Consider the following 709-nt stretch of genomic DNA (forward strand, 5'->3'; position numbering starts at 1 on the left):
CTGCGCCCGGCCGCAGCCACCCGGCTGGTCACCGCGCTGCGCGAGCGCTTCGAGCTGCCGGTGCACCTGCACACCCACGACACCGCCGGCGGGCAGCTGGCCACCCTGATGGCCGCCATCGACGCCGGGGTCGACGCCGTGGACGTCGCCGACGCCTCCATGGCCGGCACCACCTCCCAGGTCCCCGCCTCGGCGCTGGTCGCGGCCCTGGAGAACACCGAGCGGGACACCGGCATCCCCCTGGAGGCCGTCACGGACCTGGAGCCCTACTGGGAGGTCGTGCGCAAGATCTACGCGCCCTTCGAGTCCGGGCTCACCGCGCCCACGGGGAGGGTCTACCGGCACGAGATCCCCGGCGGGCAGCTGTCCAACCTGCGCCAGCAGGCCATCGCCCTGGGCCTGGGCGAGCGCTTCGAGGCCATCGAGGACATGTACACCGCCGCCAACGCGATCCTCGGCGGCCTGGTGAAGGTCACGCCCTCCTCGAAGGTCGTCGGCGACCTCGCGCTCCAGCTCGTGGGCATGGGTGTGGACCCGAAGGAGTTCGAGGCCGACCCGCAGAAGTTCGACCTGCCCGACTCGGTCATCAGCTTCCTGGCCGGGGAGCTCGGCACCCCGCCGGCCGGCTGGCCGGAGCCGTTCCGGTCCAAGGCGCTGGAAGGACGCACCGTGAAGGTCGGGGTCACCGGGACGCCCGCGACGAGCACGG

The 709-nt window shown here is 73.1% G+C and carries 1 protein-coding gene; it reads left to right on the plus strand.

Going from position 1 to position 709, the window contains the following annotated elements:
* Nucleotides 1-709, plus strand: a 709-nt coding sequence (locus tag RCG67_RS16875; protein WP_497801010.1) for a hydroxymethylglutaryl-CoA lyase-like TIM-barrel protein, incomplete at both ends; no start/stop codon positions are given.

It is taken from the genome of Kocuria cellulosilytica, from assembly GCF_040981245.1.
In the GTDB taxonomy this organism is placed as follows: Bacteria; Actinomycetota; Actinomycetes; order Actinomycetales; family Micrococcaceae; genus Kocuria; species Kocuria cellulosilytica.